The organism is Rhizobium hidalgonense (genome assembly GCF_002914525.1).
Lineage (GTDB): Bacteria > Pseudomonadota > Alphaproteobacteria > Rhizobiales > Rhizobiaceae > Rhizobium > Rhizobium hidalgonense.
In genome coordinates, this window is sequence record NZ_LODW01000116.1 from 64,918 (window position 1) to 79,633 (window position 14,716).

At 60.4% G+C, this 14,716-nt stretch carries 14 protein-coding genes and 1 pseudogene; 9 read left to right on the top strand and 6 right to left on the bottom strand.

Features of this window, described 5'->3' with window-relative positions; genetic code table 11:
• The first annotated feature begins 309 nt into the window (after nucleotides 1–309).
• A complete protein-coding gene (locus tag ATY29_RS32220) occupies nucleotides 310–561 on the top strand; it encodes a KTSC domain-containing protein (protein WP_003565857.1) in 252 nt (83 codons plus the stop codon).
• An 81-nt stretch (nucleotides 562–642) separates the two neighbouring features.
• On the opposite strand, the gene ATY29_RS32225 is transcribed toward ATY29_RS32220, so the two are convergent.
• The 3 genes from ATY29_RS32225 to ung all read right to left on the bottom strand — a co-directional run bounded on the left by ATY29_RS32225 (nucleotide 643) and on the right by ung (nucleotide 3,032).
• Nucleotides 643–1,248, bottom strand: a complete 606-nt coding sequence (locus ATY29_RS32225) for an alpha/beta hydrolase (protein WP_003565859.1) — start codon at nucleotides 1,246–1,248, stop codon at nucleotides 643–645.
• Nucleotides 1,249–1,260: 12 nt separating this feature from the next.
• Entirely contained in the window at nucleotides 1,261–2,193 is a 933-nt protein-coding gene (locus tag ATY29_RS32230; protein WP_003565861.1) for a VOC family protein, read from the bottom strand.
• Nucleotides 2,194–2,312: 119 nt separating this feature from the next.
• Nucleotides 2,313–3,032 carry a uracil-DNA glycosylase gene (ung, locus tag ATY29_RS32235; RefSeq protein ID WP_003565864.1) on the bottom strand — a complete coding sequence of 240 codons (720 nt, stop codon included), beginning with the start codon at nucleotides 3,030–3,032 and terminating at the stop codon, nucleotides 2,313–2,315.
• Between the two features lie 236 nt (nucleotides 3,033–3,268).
• Here ung and ATY29_RS37240 point away from each other — a divergent pair.
• The 3 genes and pseudogenes from ATY29_RS37240 to ATY29_RS32245 all read left to right on the top strand — a co-directional run.
• A pseudogene (locus ATY29_RS37240) lies at nucleotides 3,269–4,690 on the top strand (phosphomannomutase); the annotation flags it as partial.
• A gap of 39 nt (nucleotides 4,691–4,729) precedes the next feature.
• The gene (locus ATY29_RS37245; RefSeq protein WP_025417616.1) at nucleotides 4,730–6,157 is read left to right on the top strand and encodes a mannose-1-phosphate guanylyltransferase/mannose-6-phosphate isomerase; all 1,428 of its coding nucleotides are present in this window, start codon (nucleotides 4,730–4,732) and stop codon (nucleotides 6,155–6,157) included.
• Nucleotides 6,158–6,283: 126 nt separating this feature from the next.
• Nucleotides 6,284–6,589 carry a hypothetical protein gene (locus tag ATY29_RS32245; protein ID WP_097533885.1) on the top strand — a complete coding sequence of 102 codons (306 nt, stop codon included), beginning with the start codon at nucleotides 6,284–6,286 and terminating at the stop codon, nucleotides 6,587–6,589.
• A gap of 15 nt (nucleotides 6,590–6,604) precedes the next feature.
• Here the strand turns inward: ATY29_RS32245 and ATY29_RS32250 are convergent, their stop codons facing one another.
• A complete protein-coding gene (locus ATY29_RS32250) occupies nucleotides 6,605–7,561 on the bottom strand; it encodes an endonuclease/exonuclease/phosphatase family protein (RefSeq protein ID WP_097534026.1) in 957 nt (318 codons plus the stop codon).
• Between the two features lie 278 nt (nucleotides 7,562–7,839).
• On the opposite strand from ATY29_RS32250, the gene ATY29_RS32255 reads away from it, so the two are divergent.
• Nucleotides 7,840–8,856 carry an NAD-dependent epimerase gene (locus ATY29_RS32255; protein ID WP_025416861.1) on the top strand — a complete coding sequence of 339 codons (1,017 nt, stop codon included), beginning with the start codon at nucleotides 7,840–7,842 and terminating at the stop codon, nucleotides 8,854–8,856.
• A 238-nt stretch (nucleotides 8,857–9,094) separates the two neighbouring features.
• Here ATY29_RS32255 and ATY29_RS32260 read toward each other — a convergent pair whose 3' ends face one another.
• Both ATY29_RS32260 and ATY29_RS37145 read right to left on the bottom strand, forming a co-directional pair.
• A complete protein-coding gene (locus ATY29_RS32260) occupies nucleotides 9,095–9,409 on the bottom strand; it encodes a hypothetical protein (protein WP_097533887.1) in 315 nt (104 codons plus the stop codon).
• A 252-nt stretch (nucleotides 9,410–9,661) separates the two neighbouring features.
• Nucleotides 9,662–9,814: a hypothetical protein gene (locus ATY29_RS37145; RefSeq protein WP_003581757.1), complete on the bottom strand. Its 153-nt coding sequence runs from the start codon at nucleotides 9,812–9,814 to the stop codon at nucleotides 9,662–9,664.
• Between the two features lie 320 nt (nucleotides 9,815–10,134).
• Between ATY29_RS37145 and ATY29_RS32270 the strand changes: the two genes are divergently transcribed.
• Genes ATY29_RS32270 through ATY29_RS32285 form a run of 4 tightly spaced genes read left to right on the top strand, consistent with a single transcriptional unit; the run spans nucleotide 10,135 to nucleotide 14,715 of the window.
• A complete protein-coding gene (locus ATY29_RS32270) occupies nucleotides 10,135–10,842 on the top strand; it encodes a CerR family C-terminal domain-containing protein (RefSeq protein WP_003565874.1) in 708 nt (235 codons plus the stop codon).
• Nucleotides 10,839–11,849, top strand: coding sequence for a secretion protein HlyD (gene hlyD, locus ATY29_RS32275; protein ID WP_003565877.1), 1,011 nt, complete (start codon nucleotides 10,839–10,841; stop codon nucleotides 11,847–11,849). The genes ATY29_RS32270 and hlyD overlap by 4 nt, the downstream gene beginning before the upstream one ends.
• Complete coding sequence (locus ATY29_RS32280) at nucleotides 11,846–13,591, top strand: ATP-binding cassette domain-containing protein (protein WP_097533891.1); 1,746 nt, start codon at nucleotides 11,846–11,848, stop codon at nucleotides 13,589–13,591. Before hlyD ends, ATY29_RS32280 begins: the two co-directional genes overlap by 4 nt.
• The gene (locus ATY29_RS32285; protein WP_097533893.1) at nucleotides 13,588–14,715 is read left to right on the top strand and encodes an ABC transporter permease; all 1,128 of its coding nucleotides are present in this window, start codon (nucleotides 13,588–13,590) and stop codon (nucleotides 14,713–14,715) included. Before ATY29_RS32280 ends, ATY29_RS32285 begins: the two co-directional genes overlap by 4 nt.
• The last annotated feature ends 1 nt before the right edge of the window (nucleotide 14,716 follow it).

Sequence of the window (14,716 nt, forward strand, 5' to 3'; positions counted from 1 at the left end):
ATTACGATTGCGAGAAACGGTAATCTGTATTCCGTCATTGGAAGGGAATCACGGTTAATATTGCGCTGTATTTTGGTAGATGAGCGTTAATTCAGGGTTAAGCCGTATTATTCGTTCCAGCAACGGCTGTGTCAGTCGCCAGTTCTCCGGACCACAGAATTTTCGGCAACGGGATTTCCACAGGGGACACCTCCGAAAAAGCTGCAAAAATCAACTATAGAGAGAGCCAGTAGAAAAAAATGAACGTTTAAGCTTATCATGCTTGACGCTACTGCAGCGGCGCATGATGATGGCGTATTGCGAGCGTGAATGACTTTCTTTACCGGAAATCTCAGATCCAAAACTGCGGGGTGCAAAGTGGAAACTGCGGTTGATTCGAAACTTATCGAGGCGATCACCTACGACGAAGACAGCCGGCATCTACGGGTCTATCTGACAAACGGTCAGAGGCGGGAATATGAAGGCGTTCCAAAGGGCGTTGTCGTCGGCTTGACGATGGCGGAATCCCCGGGAAATTTTTATATGACGGCAATCAGGGGCAAATATCCTCCCCGTCCCTGATGATCTATCATTCCAGCTAGGATGCGGGACCGGCATTCACCGGCCCCGCAAATCAGCGCCACCGACCGGCGGCGCAATCCATCAATAGCCACTGAAGAAATCGCGAACTGCATCGATCTCGAGCGGCGCAATTTCATGGCCGCCGGGATGCCAGACCGTTCTGACGTCCGCGCCGCGATCCTTCAAATGCACCGACAGCGCCTCGGTCACCGGGACGGGAGCGATCGGATCCCGTTTCCCGGCCGTCACCAGCACCTTTCTCCCCGCAAGAGTTCCATGGGTTTCGGGCTGAAACGGAATGAGCGGGTGCATCAGAACGGCGGCATCGAAGATGCCCTTTTCGATCAGCACATTTGCAAGAATGTTTGCGCCATTCGAAAAACCCAGACCGAGAATTTGGGAAGCCTGGTGTTCGTCAGCCAATGCCTTGACATAGGCGGCCATCTTCTCCGTCGCCCGTGAGAGGTCGGCCATGTCGTAGACCCCTTCCGCGGTGCGCCGGAAGAACCGCGCCGCCCCATGTTCTGACACGTCGCCGCGCGGCGAGAGAACCGTCGCTTCGGGCAGCAGGCGCCGACCGAATTCGAAAAACTGGTTCTCGTCGCCACCGGTGCCGTGCAGCACCAGCAGGATGGGTTTATCAGGCGCACCGGCATGCAGCCGGTGCACATATCCAGCTTCGGTCATATCGCCCACTCCTTACGCTTCGAGCGGCTGCAGGTGCTGCTCGAGCAGCGCGCGAAGATGGGCGTGCTGCTGCGGCAGCTTCAGGGCTTCGCCGAGATGGGCCGTATCCTCGTCGTGGTCAAAGCCTGGCTCATTGGTCGCGACCTCGAACAGCACACCACCCGGCGTGCGGAAATAGATCGCCCAGAAATAATCGCGGTCGATCACCGGCGTGACCTGATAGCCGGTGTCCATCAGCGCCTTGCGGACTTCGAGCTGCTTCTCGCGGTTTTCGACAGCGAAGGCAACATGATGGACGGAGCCGGCGCCGGGAAGCGCGCGGGCAATGTTGGGCATCGTCTCAAGATCGATGAGATGTGCGCCGTTGCCTTCGGGCTTGATCAGCCGCTTGACGCCGTCCCTTTGCTCGCCGAGCTCATAGCCCATGAATTTCAGGAGCTCGGCGGTGGCGCCCTCGTCCCGCAGCCGCATGGCGACGGAGTGGAAGCCACGAATGGCGTGATCTTCGCTGATGCCGCCATGCGTCCAGGGCTGGCGGGCATCGTCCTTGACCTCGACGAGCGCAAAGCCGTCGCCATCGGGACCGGAGAAGTTCAGCCGCTTCTCGCCGAAGCTTTCTTCGGCCTTCAGGCCGCTGACATTGAGCGCAGCAAAGCGATCGTTCCAGAAACCGAGCGAGCCTTGCGGAACGGAAAACACCGTCGTGCCGACCTCCCCGGTGCCGGGACGGCCCTGCGCCATCTTCGGGAACGGGAAATAGGTCATGACAGAACCGGGCGCTCCGGTCTCGTCACCATAATAGAGGTGATAGACATCGGGCGCGTCGAAATTCACTGTCTTCTTGACGCGGCGCAGGCCAAGCGCGTGGGTGAAGAACTGGTTGTTGGTTCGGGCGTCCTCCGCCATCGACGTGACGTGGTGCAGACCCTTGATCTGATCGAGCATGTGATACCCCTTTCTTGCCCGCGGCGGGCGGGCTTTCGATGGAGCTAAGATGCGCGCTGAAACTCCGTGGGAACAGTCCCTCAGACCAAAACGCATTGTCTACTTTTGGTGAACGAACGTTAACAGGCGTTCACAACTGGATGTTCTTGGGGATCGGCCGGCAATTGCCAGTCGATTGGCGACCGCCCGCGCGACTGCAGAAAATCATTCGCCTTCGAAAAATGCCGGCAACCGAAAAACCCGCTATGGGCCGAAAGCGGCGAGGGATGTGGCGCCCTGAGCACGAGATGTCGCGTCGTATCGACAAAGGCGGCCTTGCGCTGGGCATAGGAGCCCCAGAGCATGAAGACGACGGATTCGCACTCGTCGTTGATTTTGCGGATGACCGCGTCGGTGAACTTCTCCCACCCCTTGCCCTGATGAGCCGCCGCTTGGCCCTCCTCGACCGTCAGCACGCTGTTCAGCAGCAGCACGCCCTGTCTTGCCCAATGTTCGAGAAAACCGTGACGCGCCGGCGCTATGCCAAGATCCGTCTGCATTTCCTTATAGATATTGACGAGGGAGGGCGGGATGCGCACGCCCGGTCGCACGCTGAAGCACAGCCCGTGGGCCTGCCCCAACCCGTGATAGGGATCCTGACCGAGAATGACGACCTTGACGCTGGAGATCGGCGTCAGGTCGAGGGCGCGGAAATATTCACTGCCTCGGGGGAAAATCCGCTTACCGACCTGCTTCTGCGCGACAAGAAAGGATTTAAGCTGCTGCATATAGGGGCTTGAGAACTCACCCGCCAGAGCGGCTTTCCAGCTCTCTTCGAGACTGACTGATGTATCGCTCATCCAGCAAACCCTTCGCATATGACGAAACAACGGACACACGGTTCTAACAAAATCGATCTACGCTGCAATGCCTGTCGGCGCGGCAATGGGTCGACGACTTCGGAATCGACTGGAGAAGATGACAAGAGGCTGTCCGAGACACGGTCGTCCGTGTTTAACTATATGACGGCTTTGGTATTTACGCCGGCAGGCGGCCTGAGTAGAACTTTGATGATAAACTGGAGACATGTCTTCAAATGAAATTCGGCACGAGCGGTCTTCGCGGGCTTTCAGTGGATCTCAAGGGACGCGCCTCTGCGCTTTATGCGACGGCGTTCGGCAAATATCTGCTGCAGACCGGCAAGGCACAGGCCGGCGACGCCATTCTGGTCGGCCGCGATTTTCGCGATTCGAGTCCCGATATCTCGGGAAATTGCGCCGGCGCACTCGCCGCGCTCGGCTTCCGGGTATTGGACTGCGGCAATGTCCCGACACCCGCCCTTGCCCTCTATGGCCTCGAGAGCAACGCCGCATGCCTGATGGTTACCGGCTCGCATATTCCCGCAGACCGCAACGGCATCAAGTTCTATCGCCCCGACGGCGAGATCGACAAATCGGACGAAGCTGATATCACCGCACGAGCGGCCGAGATCGAACGAACCGGCGAGGCCGTTGCGGAGGCGCCGGCCAAGACCGAAGATCATGAGGCGATCTGCCGTCAACTGTTTTTCGAACGCAATGCCGGCCTGCTTCCGCAGGGCGCGCTCTCCGGCCTGAAGATCGGCGTCTACCAGCACAGCACCGTCGCCCGCGACCTGCTGGTCGAGGTTCTCGCCCATTACGGCGCCGAAATCATCGCTCTCGGGCGTTCGGAGAGTTTCATTCCCGTCGACACCGAAGCTGTTTCCGACGAGACGGTCACATTGATGAAGCGCTGGGCGTCCAAGCACACGTTGGATGCGATCGTCTCGACCGATGGCGACGGCGACCGCCCGCTGGTGGCAGACGAAACCGGCACGCCGCTACGCGGTGACCTCCTCGGCCTTGTCGCAGCCAATTTTCTCGGCGCCGGCACGGCGGTGACACCGGTGACCTCCAATTCCGGCATTGAGGCTGCGGGCTCCTTCGCCGTCAAGCGCACCCGCGTCGGCTCGCCCTTCGTCATTGCAGGCATGGAAGAGGCCGTGGCCGCCGGCGCGGATCATGTCATGGGCTTTGAGGCCAATGGCGGACTGCTGACCGCAACCCCTTTCGATATCAATGGCAGAGTCGTGCGCGCCCTGCCGACGCGCGATTGTTTCGTGCCGATACTGGCGATCTTGTCGCTCGCCGCCGTTCGCAGACAGCCGCTATCTGCCGTTGCCGCCTCCTATCGCCTGCCCTTTGCCGCCGCCGATCGCCTGGAGAATTTTCCGGTTGAGACGAGCGCGGCACTGATGGAATATCTTCGCGCCTCCGATGAAAATCTCGTCGCTTTCCTGCAGCCGATCGGGGAGCTGGCGACGAAATCCGACATCGACGGACTTCGCGTGACGCTGAAGGACGGCAGGATCATTCATTTCCGGCCCTCCGGCAATGCGCCTGAGATGCGCTGCTACGTGGAAGCCGGAAGCGAAACCGCAGCCCTGGATCTGCTGAAGACAGGGCTCAAGACAATAACGGACTGGGCAGACGCCCGCCAGCATGCCACGAACAAACTTTCTTCAAGGAACCCGCCTATGACGCAGAAAATCGTTCCCGTGATCATGGCCGGCGGCAAAGGCACTCGGCTCTGGCCGCTTTCCCGTGCCACCGCACCAAAACAGTTCATCCAGTTCGTTGGCGACAAGACGCTGTTTCAGGAAACCCTCGCACGCGTTTCCAACCCGGAGCTCTATGAAGCCCCGATCGTCGTCACCAATGAGGAATTCCGCTTCCTAGTCGCCGAACAGGCCCGCGCGCTGGGCGTCCCGCTTGCCGCGGTGCTGCTCGAGCCGGTCGCCCGCAACACCGCCGCAGCGGTGGCCGCCGCCGCCACACTTGCCGCCGAACTCTTCGGCAAGAACGCCATCATCCAGATGCTCGCCTCGGATCACGAGATCCTCGCCGACAAGAGCTATTTCGATTGCATCCGCATCGCCCGCGATGCTGCGGCCGATGGCAAGCTGGTCACCTTCGGCATCAACCCCACCGAGCCGGCAACCGGTTACGGATATATCGAGATCGGCGATGCACTCAAGAACGGCGCCCACAAGGTCAGCCGCTTCGTGGAGAAACCGGCCTTGAAAGACGCCGAGCGCATGCTCGCCGACGGCGGCTTTTACTGGAATTCCGGCATCTTCATGTTTCCGGTGACCGAACTCCTTGCCGAACTGCAGGAATATGCGCCCGACGTGCTGAAGGCGGCAAGCAAGGCCGTTTCGAAGGCCAGCCGCGACCTCGACTTCACCCGCCTCGACGCCGATCATTTCGCCAAGAGCCCCGATATCTCCATCGATTACGCGATCATGGAAAAGACCTCGAAAGCCGCGGTCGTCCCATCGCCGTTCAAATGGTCGGACATGGGAAGCTGGGATGCGGTCTGGAAATCAGGCGCACGCGACGACAATGGTAACGTCGCCGCTGCAAACACGACCGTCGTCAACACCCGTAACTCCCTCGTCATGACGCATGGCGTGCATCTTGCCGTCCAGGGTATGGAGGATGTGGCCGTCATCGCCAGCGAAGACGCGGTCTACGTGGGACCGCTTAAAGACAGCCAGAATGTCGGGCAGTTGGTCAAGATGCTGGCCTCTTCTTCCGCCACCGCCAAATTCGCTGAAACCCACCCGACATCCTACCGCCCCTGGGGCGGCTATACGTCCATCTTCAACGGCGACCGTTTTCAGGTGAAGCGCATCTTCGTCACGCCCGGCAAGAAGCTTTCGCTGCAAAAACACCACCATCGCTCCGAACACTGGGTCGTCGTCAAGGGAACGGCCGAGGTGACGGTCGGAGAGAGCGTGCGGATGCTGCGCGAGAACGAGAGCGTCTATATCCCGCTCGGCGAAGTCCATCGTCTCGCCAACCCCGGCAAGATTCTCCTTGAACTGATCGAGGTGCAGACGGGCTCCTATCTCGGCGAGGACGACATCATCCGCATTGTCGATGAGTTCGGAAGAACGTAAGATCCTAACCGAACCAGCGGCGAGGCCTAGACGGTGCGTCACCTTTCCGGTGCGATCGCTGTTGAGTTCGCTATCGGAACTCTCGTAGAATGCACGTACCGAAGACATGACCGGAGATATCCACTGATGCGCATCTTGCCCGCCCTCGCCGGATTTCTTTCAATCATGGCCCCGGGAATGGCGTTTGCCGAAACCGGAAAGATGCGAACCGCAAGCGAGGCTGAAATCCGCGAGCACCTGCCGGGCACGTCGGAACTGAAAGAAAGCAGCAACGGTTACGAATATCGCCAGGGCAACGCCAATGGCTATTTAATAACCAATGGCCAAGTGTGCGTCCGGTTTCCCAACAAGTCGACCGACTGCGTCAACATAAAGACCGACGGCGAGAAATTTCAGATGATCGACAAGAAGGGCGGCAGGACGAGATTTTGACTTTGACCGGCAGGCTTATTTTGCCGGTGAAGTCTCACCGTTCCTGTCGAGAACGAATTCGGCGATCAGACCGGAATGGTTCGAGCCAAGATTGTCATCTAGACGTCTGAGCGATATCAGATGAAGCGGGGGGCGCGCAAATACGTGATCGATGGCGATCCCCAATGAGCCGGCAGCTATCGGCCATGTCGCCGGTTCAGGCGCAACCGTCTTCAATCCCTGTTTACGCAGGAAAGCCTGGATGCTCGGGGCGATCGACGATGAGTTGAAATCCCCTGACAGCACTACAGGGCCGTCGATCGAACCAAGCGCTTTGGCGAGATCTTCCAGTTCAGCCATCTGGAAATCGTCGAAGTATGGCTTGCTCAGATGCGCCGAGACCAGATTGATGGTTTCGCCGCCGAAGTCGACGCTGGATATGACCAGCCTGTTTTTTCGCAGACTGCCCATGCTTGCGACCTGCCGGCTGACGAACGGGCGTTTGGACAGCACCAGCGTATCGCACGTATCCTTCCCGGTGTCGCAGCCGATATGATAGGGATAGGCCTTGAACAATTGCTGCAGATGGAAGGTCAGCGGCTTGGCTTCGAGCAAATTGACGACATCGGCATTCGACGCGATCACCATGTTTGTGATGGCAGTCGAGTTCGTCCAGTTGTCGATTGCGATGTTGAACGACATCAGACGAAAAAGCGGTAGCCTGTCTGTACCTCTGTCGTCCCCCGAAAACTCGCGCAGCATGATGACGCCGTGAGCGATGAGAAGAAGCGAGACAAACAGCAGGACGAAGCCGTAAATCTGTCGCCTGACAGCCAGGATGACAAGGCTGGCGGCAGCAAAGAGGACGCCGAAATGAACCTGAAAGCTGTAGAGAAAGGACAGCAGCCAGAAGTTCGTGACATAGCGCAAGGACACGATCGCGATGGCAACGGTCAGAAACGCGCAGAGAATCCAATAAACAATCTCTCTCATCGATTCCGACCTGCTTGCAGACGACCCGCCGGCCATAACATGCAGGCGGCCATGCCGCAATGCAGCATAACAGCCGGTGGCTGCGGCTGACCCGCAAACCATATAGACGGCTTCGGCCACCCGGCGGGCGGTGAAGGGATAGGCCGACGACCGCGGCAATGACGGCCGCCGCCTTCTCTGTCAAAGACCTATCGACTCGGCCTCTTCTTATCTTGTAAGTGGGGTCACGTGATACGGAGTCGGCTCTTTGCCGTCGGCAGGAGTCGAGAAAGATGGGAATGCGCTACTTCATTACAGGCACAGCCGGCTTTATCGGTTTTCATCTGGCCAGGCGCCTGCTGCAGGAAGGGCACGAGGTCACAGGTTTCGACGGCCTCACTCCCTATTACAACGTCAAGCTCAAGGAGATGCGTCATGCGGCCCTCTCCCAGTTTCCGGCCTTCAAGCCGGTCATAGCAATGCTCGAGGACCGGCCAGCGCTGGAAGCGGCTGTTGTGGCGGCCAAGCCCGACATCCTGATCCATCTTGCCGCCCAGGCCGGCGTGCGATACAGCCTGGAAAATCCGGAGGCCTATCTTCGATCGAACGTCGAAGGCTCGTGGAACATCATGGAAATCGCCCGGCGCGTCGAAATCCGTCACCTGATGCTGGCCTCGACATCATCGATCTACGGCGCCAATGCAACCGTGCCCTTTCACGAGACCGACCGCGCCGACGAGCCGCTGACCATCTATGCCGCGACGAAGAAGTCGATGGAGTTGATGGCGCATAGTTATGCTCATCTGCACAAGATTCCGACCACGGCCTTTCGCTTCTTCACCGTTTACGGCCCATGGGGCCGGCCCGACATGGCGCTGTTCAAATTCACCAAGAACATGCTCGAAGGCCAGCCGATCGAGATCTACGGCGAAGGCAATATGAGCCGTGACTTCACCTATATTGACGATCTCGTTGAGGGGATCGTCAGGCTGTCGGCAATCGCCCCTGGCGAAGATAACCGCCTGGACAACGTGGCTGTCGAAACGCTCTCGCGCCAGGCGCCTTTTCGGGTCGTCAATATTGGCGGCGGCCAGCCGGTCAGCCTGATGGATTTCGTCGAGACGGTGGAAAAAGCGCTCGGCCGTCCGGCCATCCGCAAGATGCTGGCGATGCAGAAGGGTGACGTGCCGCGCACCTTCGCAGCCCCGGATCTGCTGGTGGCGCTGACGGGTTACAAGCCGGATACGACTTTGGATGTCGGCGTCAAAGCCTTCGTCGACTGGTATCTCGACATGCGCGGCGAACTCGACGCCTAACTCATTTGCCGAACTAGAGCAATTCCAGCAAAAGTGCGTAACGGTTTTGCGTCCGGAATTGCGTGAAAACAAAGAGATAGGGCATTTTCGTGATTCGAAGAAGAACGGAAATACTCTAGCTGCGGCCGGTCTCAAGCCGTCGCGTGACACGTGGTTCAAGCGCGTTTTAGCTCGTGGTTCTTATGCCTGTCGTTATCCCGGAACCGCTACGCGCTTCCGGCCGACATGCATCAGGATGTCAGCGGAGAATGGTCACCGCCTCTACGATGTCTACGGCCGTCGAAAACACGTAGTCGACGACAACGGTCAGGCTCTGCGAATAGGTTTTGAGCCGATAGTTTTCACCTTCGACCGTCGCGGGGCTGCGCAGAACGAACGGCATTCCCGGGCGCACGAAACCGGCGCGCGTCGTCAGCGGAATTTCGGACGAATGGCCGATGGCGGAGGTGTACATCAGGTCGCGGCCAAGGCTGGCGGGGCCGATGGCAAGCGCCGGCCCGGCCGCGGCCGCGATGGTCAGAGTCAAAGCGATGGCGGCAAGAATCTTGTGCATGTCGAAGTCCCCGTTTGCGGATTGGCGGGCGCTGCTTCGCCCCTCTCCAAACGATCGACGCGTCTGTCCACGCTCCGGTCGCTTTCATGAGACCACTCTACACATCAGTATTTGCAGGGCTTTTAAGCGGATCGGTCAAATTTTACGAAATTTGATTTTCTCTCCCGATCGTCTCTGGCCAGACCGGAAAACGCTTCCACGGCTCTCGCCAAGGCGAGATCGGCGGAGTGCCGATGGACGCTGATCGCAATCTTAAAGAACGCGATCCAGCTTCTTGTTGATATGCAGGTTCGGCATCAATCCCGCACTCTGCGCGGCGTGATAGGATTCGCGCGCCGCATCGAACGAGATCGACCACATGATGGCGCTCAAGAGCAGCGCAATAATATAAATTTGAATACGCATCTCATCGCCGATACGGAAAGAGCAAGGCAGTTTTGTGTCAAAAAATGACCGCGGAAATAGAAAAAATCGGCGGAGTTTTCGCCCCTGCGTTTGAGGGCAGACATATTAGTGTCGCGAAAATTAGCGACAATGGGTGGCTACCTGTTAGCAGCCAACCCCGAGGCTTGGTTTCCCACCCTGAAACCCTCAAAGTTCCGTTCGCCACGGGCCTCTTTGCTTTTTTGGCCGACGAGCCTGAGTGAAAAGCCCACAGCTAAAGCCTTTCCCCGAAAAATATATCAATCGATTGACTTATTTGGTGACCTGCGTTATAAAATATCATGAACCAAGAACACGACAGCCAAACCCCGCCAGCATCCGCCCGCGCCGAGGCCGCGCGGCAGAAGATGTTGGCCGCCGCCCTCGACGTCTTCGGGCGCTACGGCTTTGACGGCGCCTCGACACGCCAGCTGACCGAAGCCGCGGGCGTCAATCTGCAGGCGATCCCCTATTATTTCGGCAGCAAGGAAGGACTTTACATCGCCACCGCCGAATATCTGATGGCCCGCATCGATACACATGTCGGCGACATGCGGGCGCGTATCGGCACGCATCTCATGGCGCTCGATGCCGCCGGCGAAACACTCGGCGAAACCCAAGCCCGTCTCTTCCTCACAGAAATTCTGCAGACGATGGTGACGCTTTTTGTCGGCAAGGAATCCGAATCCTGGGCACGCTTCCTGATCCGCGAGCAGATGGAGCCGACCGAAGCCTTCACCCGTGTTTATCAGGGCATCATGCGGCCGATGATCGAGATGGGCCGGCGGCTGATCGGCGCCATTCTGGGTGAAGATCCCGCCTCGGAGCATGTACGCCTGCGCACCTTCACCCTTATTGGCGGCATCCTCGTCTTTCGCGTCACCCATGCCGCCGTGCTTGCCCAGATGGAATGGGACGGAGTCGGCCCGAAACAGGTGGAAATCCTGCGCGGCCTTACAGCTGAACTGGTCGACATGCTCGGCCCGTCAACCAAAGGAGGCGCAGCATGAAACGTCTCCTCCCCCTCGCCCTGCTTCTCCTCGTTGCGGCAGGCGCTGCCTGGTGGTACGGCCTGCCCGAAAAGCTCGGCTGGCTGCCCGAGGCTCGCCGCGAATTCGTCCTGTACGGCAATGTGGATATTCGCCAAGTCTCGCTCGGCTTCCGGGTCAGCGGACGCCTCTCCGAACTCCGCGTCGACGAGGGCGATGTCGTCAAGAGCGGAACGGTTTTGGCGAAGCTCGACGCCGCGCCCTATGACTTCGCCGTCCGCTCCGGCGAGGCCAATGCCGCGGCCCTTCGGGCAACGCTCGACAAGCTGAAGGCAGGCCCGCGCCCGACTGAGATCGCCCAAGCGCGCGCCGCTTATGATGAAAGCCTCGCCGATCTCGAAAATGCCAACCTTGCCTACGACCGAGCCCGCCAGCTTCGCCCCCAGGGCACGATTTCCGAGGCAAGCCTCGACCAGGCGACCGCCGCGAAGGCAATGGCCGCCGCCCGCTCCCAGTCCGCCAACGAGGCGCTGAAGCTGCTGCAGGAGGGTTCTCGCGTCGAGGATATCGCCGCAGCCGATGCGCAAGTAAAGGCGGCGGAGGCGACGCTCGCCTCGGCCCGCACCTCGCTCGCCGATACCGAATTGCGCGCCCCGAACGACGGCGTCATCCTCTCGCGTGTGCGGGAGAACGGCGCGATCGTCTCGCCGGCCGATACCGTCTTCGTCTTGTCCCTGACCGAGCCCGTCTGGGTGCGCAGTTATGTCGCCGAGCCCGATCTCGGGCGAATCCACCCCGGCATGAAGGTTTCCGTCACCTCCGATACGGCACCCGACAAGCCCTATGAAGGCACGATCGGCTTCATCTCGCCGGTCGCCGAATTCACCCCGAAATCGGTGGAGACGCCGGAGCTGAGGACCGACCTCGTCTATCGCCTCAGGATCGTCATCGACAAACCCGGCCCGGATCTGCGCCAGGGCATGCCGGTCACCGTGCGGCTTTCGACGCCTGCGGCAGACGGACGATGACCGCCGCTCAAACCCATCGGGGCGACGAGCCGCTCGTCCGGATCGACGGCGTCACCAAGCGCTTCGGCGACGCGGCCGCAGCCCTCGACGCAGTCTCCGGGGCGATCGGCGGCGGCGCCATCACCGGCCTCGTCGGTCCTGACGGCGCCGGCAAGACGACACTCATCCGCCTGATGACCGGCCTGATGCTGCCAGACGCCGGAACGGTCGAGGTTCTGGGCTTCGACACGAGGAAGAATGCCGCCGGCATCCAGGCGGCGATCGGCTACATGCCGCAACGTTTCGGCCTCTATGAGGACCTCTCGGTGCAGGAGAACCTCGACCTCTATGCCGATCTGCGCGGCCTGCCGAAGAGCGAACGCGCCGGCGCTTTCGAGGAGCTACTGACATTCACCGACCTCAAGCGCTTCACCGGCCGGCTCGCCGGCAAACTCTCCGGCGGCATGAAACAGAAGCTCGGCCTTGCCTGCGCGCTGCTGAAAAAGCCGCGTCTGCTGCTGCTCGACGAGCCGGGTGTCGGCGTCGACCCGATCTCGCGCCGCGACCTCTGGAAGATGGTGGAAAACCTGACGAAGGAAGGCATTGGCGTGCTCTGGTCGACCGCCTATCTGGACGAGGCCGAAGCCTGCGACCATGTGCTGCTGCTGAACCAGGGGAAACTGCTTTTCTCGGGAAAACCGCAGGAGATGACCGAGCGTGTCAACGACCGCGTCTTCCGGGTCTCCGGTGTCGCCGGACGGCGCCGGCAGGTGCTCGCCGAACTCCTGCAGGCCGATGGTGTCATCGACGGCGTCATCCAGGGTGAGGCGATCCGTCTGGTGGCCGGCAAGGACAAAAAGCCCGATATCGGCAAGGCCGGCGACGGTGCATCGCTGGCCCCTGCGCCGCCCCGCTTCGAGGATGCCTTTGTCGACATGCTGGGCGGCGGCCCCGGCGGTCGATCCAGGCTTGCCGAAGCGCAAGAGCCGCTGAAGGCCGAGGGCGACCGGCCGGTGATCGAGGCCAAGGGCCTGACCAAGCGCTTCGGCGATTTTACCGCCGCAGACGACATCAGCTTCGATATAAGCCGCGGCGAAATCTTCGGCCTGCTCGGCCCGAACGGCGCCGGCAAATCCACCACCTTCAAGATGCTCTGCGGGCTGTTGAAGCCGACAGCAGGCGAAGGCCGCGTCGCCGGTTTCGATCTCCGCCGCGATGCCGCCGAAGCCCGTAACCAGCTCGGCTACATGGCGCAGAAATTCTCGCTCTACGGCGATCTCACAGTCATGCAGAACCTCGAATTCTTCGCCGGCGTCTATGGCCTTCGCGGGCAGCGCAAGCGCGATCGCATCGAGCTGATGGTGAGCATTTTCGATTTCGGACGCCACGCCCGTGAACCCGCCAAGGACCTGCCGCTCGGCCTCAAACAACGCCTGGCGCTTGCCTGCGCCGTCATGCACGAGCCGCGCGCCCTCTTCCTGGACGAACCGACCTCAGGCGTCGATCCGATCACCCGGCGCGAATTCTGGACGCATATCAACGCGCTGGTAGAAAAGGGCGTCACCGTGCTCGTTACCACCCATTTCATGGATGAGGCGGAATATTGCGACCGCATCTCGCTGATCTATCGCGGCCGCTCGATCGCGCTCGGTTCCCCCGATGAGTTGAAGGCCCGCGTGGCGACCAAGGAGCAGCCGGACCCGACGATGGAGGACGCCTTCATCGCACTGGTACAACAATCGGAAGCGGAGGATGCCGCATGAGCGCGTCTTCCGGCCGGCGACGGCGTTTGTTTGCCCTCGTGCGCAAGGAGAGCTTTCAGGCGATCCGCGATCCGAGCAGCATTCTCATTGCCTTCGTGCTGCCGCTCATCCTGCTCTTTCTCTTCGGCTACGGCGTCTCGCTCGATACCAGCCGCACCCGCATCGGCCTGGTGACCGAGGCGATGACGCCGCTGACGCAGGATCTGTCGGCCAGTTTCCAGGCCTCGCGCTATTTCGATGTGGTGATCGGCCGTGACCGGCGCCTGTTCGAGGAAGATCTCGTGATCGGCAAGGTACGCGGCATCGTCATCATTCCGGCCGAGTTCACCACGCGCTATACCGCCGGCAACCGTCCCTCGATCCAGGTGATCGTCGACGGCTCCGACCCGAACACGGCGAATTTCGTGCAGAATTATGCGCAGGGCGCGGTCGCCAACTGGGAGCAGCAGAGACAGGCGGATGTCGCCTCCCGCAATCCCGCCATCGCGGTCGAGCAGCGCTTCTGGTTCAACCCGGAACTCACCAGCCGCAATTTCCTCGTGCCGGGCTCGATCGCTATCGTCATGACGCTTGTCGGCACGCTGCTTACCTCGCTCGTCGTCGCCCGAGAATGGGAGCGCGGCACGATGGAGGCGATGATGGCGACGCCGGTGACGGCGGTCGAACTGCTCGCCGGCAAGATCCTGCCCTATTTCCTGCTCGGCCTCACCTCGATGACGCTCTGCGTGCTGCTGTCGGTCTTTCTCTTCGGCGTGCCGTTTCGTGGCTCCGTCGCCGCCCTTTACGCCTTGTCGGCCGCTTTCCTGATCCCGGCGCTCGGCCAGGGCCTGCTAATCTCGACAGCGACGAGGAACCAGTTTCTCGCCTCGCAACTGGCGCTGATATCAGCCTTCCTGCCGGCCTTCCTGCTCTCGGGCTTCCTGTTCGAGATCAACTCGATGCCTCAAGTCATCCAGTGGATCACCTTCATCGTGCCGGCGCGTTACCTGATCCCCAGCCTGCAGACGGTGTTCCTGGCCGGCGACATCTGGCCGATGTTCGGGAAGGCCATTTTCGTGATGCTGACGATCGGCGGCATCATGTTCGTGCTCGCCGCACGCAGCACCCGAAAGAGGATCGGCTGAG